Origin of the sequence: Rhodococcus sp. CX (assembly GCF_015865005.1) — a bacterium.
Classification (GTDB): Bacteria; Actinomycetota; Actinomycetes; order Mycobacteriales; family Mycobacteriaceae; genus Rhodococcus.
Genome location: NZ_JADZGH010000068.1, coordinates 34,584 through 38,921, shown reverse-complemented (window position 1 = coordinate 38,921; position 4,338 = coordinate 34,584). Strand labels below are relative to the sequence as shown.

The following is a 4,338-nucleotide window of genomic DNA, read 5'->3' as shown; positions in this document are numbered from 1 at the left end:
GTCGGCGAGTGAGTTGGTGAACGAGTTGGTGTTGCCGAGCAGCGACACCAGCGTGCCGCCCTGTCCCTGGAAGATCTGCAGCAACGCGCCGGACAGGTCGTTGACCTGCTTCGGATCCAGTCCCTTCAGCAACGGCTTGAATCCGCCGAGCAGCAGATCCAGATCGAGCGCCGGCGCGGTCCGGTCGAGCGGGATGGTCTCGCCCGGCTGCAGCTTCTCGCCGCTGCTGCCGGGACCTTCCAGCAACTCGAGGTAGCGGTCGCCGACGAGGTTCTCGTAGCGGACGGTCGCGCGGGTGCTCTGCAGCAGCGTGTATTTCGAGTCGACGTCGAAGTCGACCTCGGCGATGTTGCCGTCACCGATGTCGACCCTGCCGACCGATCCCACGGGAACACCCGCGATGCGCACCTTGTCGCCGGGCTTCAGCCCGGACACGTCGGTGAACGTCGCGCGGTATCCCTCGCTGCCGGAGAACCGGGCCTGGCTGAACACCACGGCGAGGCCCGCGAAGATCAGGATCATCGCGACGGCGAAGGCCGTGAACTTGATGGTGGTCGGTCTCATGGTCACTGCCCTGCCGCAAGGTCGTCGCCGTACAGGTACCGGAAGATCGTCGGGGTTCGGACCCACGCCTCGGTGGAGGGCTTGTAGGGCACTTCACCGGTGTTCGCGACCGCGAACTGTGCGTGTCCGTCGCGACGGGGGTCGAAATTCGGCAGCCCGTAGCAGTTGGGCCCACCGCTCGCCCCGACGACGGGGAGGTCCTGCTCCTGGTTGTAGATGGTGGCGCCGCCCATGAAGCTGGTGCTCAGCATCAGCGACGCGTACTTGCCGGTGCCGGCCATCGGCTCGAACGCGATCCGCCCGTCGTTGAGTCCGACGATGAAGCACGTCAGCTCGGGCGAGTACTCCCCGAGGAGGGTGGTCGTGTGGGTCAGGAGGTCCAGCGACGTGGTCAGCTGGGCCTCGTTCTCGCCGAGGACGTCCCGGCCGGTGGTCGCGAGACCGATGACGTTCATCAGCAGCAGATCGAGGTTGTCCTGTTCGTCGACGACGGTGTTGCCGACGTCGGTGGCGTTGCCGACGGTGGCCATCAGGTCGGGTGCGGTGTCGGCGTAGACACCGGTCACGTCCGCGGCGGCCTGGAGGTCGTACTGCAGTTGCGGCAGAGACGGATTCATCGTCACGAGGTAGTCGTCGACCTCCGCGAGCGCGGCACCGAGATCGTCACCGCGACCGCGCAGGCCTTCCGAGATCGCACCGAGCGTGGCGTTGAGCTTCTCCGGCTGCACCTGCGCGAGCACGTCGTTGAGGTGCTCGAAGACGGTGTTGAACTCGACGGTGACGTTCTCGGCGGCGATGACCGCGCCTTCCTGCAGCGGCACCGGCGACGGATCGTCCGGGACGACCAGATCGACGAACTTCGCGCCGAACACGGTGGTCGACTCGATGGTCACCTGTGCGTTCGACGGAATCAGGTGCAACTGACCGGGATCCATCGCCAGCTGCAGCACCGCACCGTCCGGGGTGTGCTCGATCGACGAGACCCGGCCGACCTCGACGCCGCGCAACTTGACCTTGGCGTCGGGTTCCATCACCAGGCCGGAACGGGCGGAGGTCACGGTCACCGGGACGGTGGCGGTGAAGCCGCCGACGAACTGCGTCAGCGCCGCGACGACGAGCACGGCGAGCCCGCCGACCATCCCCAGGGCGGCGAGTTTCTTCTTCCACGATGGGCTGTCCATGAATGCCGCCTATCCCGACAGGTTGAAGTTGCCGGACATCCCGTAGACCGCGAGCGAGATGAGGAGGGTGACGGTGACGACGGCGATGAGGGACGCGCGCACTGCGTTGCCGACGGCGACACCGACCCCGACCGGCCCGCCGCTTGCGTTGAAGCCGTAGTAGGTGTGGATGAGCATCACCGCGATGGCCATGACGATGGCTTGCACGAACGACCACAGGATGTCGGTGGGGATGAGGAAGGTCTGGAAGTAGTGGTCGTACACGCCGGCGGACTGGCCGTAGAGCACGACCGTCGCGAAACGGCTGGCGATGAACGAGGCGATCACCGCGAGCGAGTACAGCGGGACGATCGCGATCATCCCGGCCATCACCCGCGTGCTCACCAGGTACGGGACGGACGGGATCGCCATCACCTCGAGCGCGTCGATCTCCTCGGAAACCCGCATCGCGCCGAGCTGGGCGGTGGACCCGGCCCCGATGGTCGCCGCGAGGCCGATGCCCGCGATGGTCGGGGCGGCGATGCGCACGTTGATGAACGCCGCGAAGAAGCCGGTGAGCGCCTCGACACCGATGTTGCCGAGGGAGCTGAAGCCCTGCACGGCGATGATGCCGCCGGTGAACAGGGTCAGGAAGCCGACGATCACGACCGTGCCGCCGATGACGGCGAGCGCGCCGGTGCCCATGCTGATCTCGGCGACGAGCCGGACCGTCTCCTTCGGATAGTGCATCAGCGCGCGCGGCGCGGAGCCGAGTGCGCGGCCGAAGAACAGTGCCTGTTCGCCGATGCCGTCGATCGAGTTCGACGCGGCGCGGACACGTCGGCGCACGCGGGGGAAGCGCCCGGTAATCACTGCCATCTACACCACCACCGAGCCGCTCATCCGGCCGTCAGCTTGATGCCGACGGCCGTGACGAGGAGATTGACGACGAACAGTGCCATGAAGGCGAACACGACCGTCTGGTTGACGGCGTCGCCGACGCTCTTGGCACCGCCCTTGACGTTGAGTCCGAGATAGGACGCGACGAGTCCGGCGATCATGCCGAACAGACCCGCCTTGACCTGGGAGATAATCAGCTCGCCGAAGCCGGTGAGCAGCGTGATGCCGTTGACGAAGGCGCCGGGGTTCACGTCCTGCAGGAACACCGAGAACGCGAAACCGCCGAGGATGCCGATCGAGCACACGAGGCCGTTGAGCAGCAACGCGACCACGGTGGAGGCGAGCACGCGCGGCACGACGAGGCGATGGATCGGATTGATGCCGAGCACCCGCATCGCGTCGATCTCCTCGCGGATCGTCCGGGCGGCGAGGTCCGCGCAGATCGCGGTCGCGCCGGCGCCGAGCGCGGCACCCGCACCGCTGAGGTCGGCGGCACCGATCTCCCGCAGCAGGATGTTGAGGGTGAAGCTGACCAGGACCGTGAACGGCACTGCCACAAGGACGGTCGGCAGAAGCGACACCCGTGCGACGAACCATGCCTGGTCGATGAATTCGCGCCGTTGGAACGGCCGGGAGAATGCAGCGCGGGCGGTTTCCCCGGTCATGGCGAAGAGACCGCCGACGGCGCGCAACGGGACCTCGAGGAGGTCTACCAACGTCTCCCCTCCGTTCGTTGGTTGGATCGGCCACGGACCGACGCGGGCCGCACTGTGACCCGCGTCATACTAACTAGAACGTGTTCACACTGTCAAAGGTGCGCACCGGAGACCCGGAGGACGCCGTACACCGTTGCTGAATCTCGGGAAGCCGGGAGTGGAACCCCGGTCGGATAAGTGGCTTTACGTGGAGCTTCGCAACTCCGGTCGGCAGCGGCGCGGAACCGGGAACCGATGCGATCACACTCCGGGACGCCCGCGGTGGAGGATCCGAAACTGGAACAAGTTTCAAAGGAAAACCGAGGTGCTGGAGCCGAGTTCACGGCACGGAAAACGTCGAATCTCGACCCTATCCCGGCCGACGGCGGACTGCGGAATATTAACCGAGAACGACGGTGCCTGTCACCTGGAGTAGCAGCAACGGCCGGGTGTGCCTTTCCGGCGCCCCCAGGCGCCGAAAAGGCACACCAGCCTCACAGCTTCAGAAGTTCGGCAGCCGAGAACATGCGGGCTGGGTCGCGGTCCTCGAAGTAGCTCCCGAGTTCCTGGGCGAGCGCTTCCGGGGTCCATCGGACGTCGGCGTCGAAACGCTGCTCGACGACAGGGGCCGCCATCAACGCGACCATCGGCCCGTAGACGACGAAGACCTGGCCGTTGACCCGGTCCGCGGCCGGCGAGGCCAGGTAAGACACGAGCGTTCCGACGTGCTCGGGCGACAGCGGATCGACCTCGGCGTTCGGCGCCGCGCCGAAGACCGACTCGGTCATGGCGGTCCGGCCGCGCGGGCAGATCGCGTTGGCACGCACGCCGTACCGGGACAGCCCCCGGGCCGCGGACAGGGTGAGCGAGATGATGCCGGCCTTGGCGGCACCGTAGTTGGCCTGCCCCTCGGGACCGAGCAGGCCCGCCTCGGATGCGGTGTTGACGATGCGGGCGTAGACGGGCGCGCCGGCTTCCTTCGACTTGGCACGCCAGTAGGCGGCCGCGTTCCGGCACAG

Annotated in this window: 5 protein-coding genes; all 5 read right to left on the bottom strand. The window is 67.0% G+C overall.

Annotated elements, in window-relative coordinates; all coding sequences use genetic code 11:
- On the bottom strand, positions 1–564 hold a 564-nt coding region (locus I0Q12_RS32245), incomplete at its 3' end, for an MCE family protein (RefSeq protein ID WP_231610181.1).
- Positions 565–566: 2 nt separating this feature from the next.
- Positions 567–1,745, bottom strand: coding sequence for an MCE family protein (locus tag I0Q12_RS07195; RefSeq protein ID WP_197251279.1), 1,179 nt, complete (start codon positions 1,743–1,745; stop codon positions 567–569).
- Positions 1,746–1,754: 9 nt separating this feature from the next.
- On the bottom strand, positions 1,755–2,603 hold the full coding sequence (locus I0Q12_RS07190; RefSeq protein ID WP_197251278.1) for an ABC transporter permease: 849 nt from the start codon (positions 2,601–2,603) through the stop codon (positions 1,755–1,757).
- A 20-nt stretch (positions 2,604–2,623) separates the two neighbouring features.
- The gene (locus tag I0Q12_RS07185) at positions 2,624–3,340 is read right to left on the bottom strand and encodes an ABC transporter permease (protein ID WP_197251277.1); all 717 of its coding nucleotides are present in this window, start codon (positions 3,338–3,340) and stop codon (positions 2,624–2,626) included.
- Positions 3,341–3,813: 473 nt separating this feature from the next.
- On the bottom strand, positions 3,814–4,338 hold a 525-nt coding region (locus tag I0Q12_RS32240), incomplete at its 5' end, for an SDR family oxidoreductase (RefSeq protein WP_231610179.1).

What these genes read in the sequence shown, in the direction of transcription:
- I0Q12_RS07190 (WP_197251278.1), bottom strand. Translation starts at nt 2,603, where the DNA reads ATGGCAGTGATTACCGGGCGCTTCCCCCGCGTGCGCCGACGTGTCCGC.
- I0Q12_RS07195 (WP_197251279.1), bottom strand. Translation starts at nt 1,745, where the DNA reads ATGGACAGCCCATCGTGGAAGAAGAAACTCGCCGCCCTGGGGATGGTC.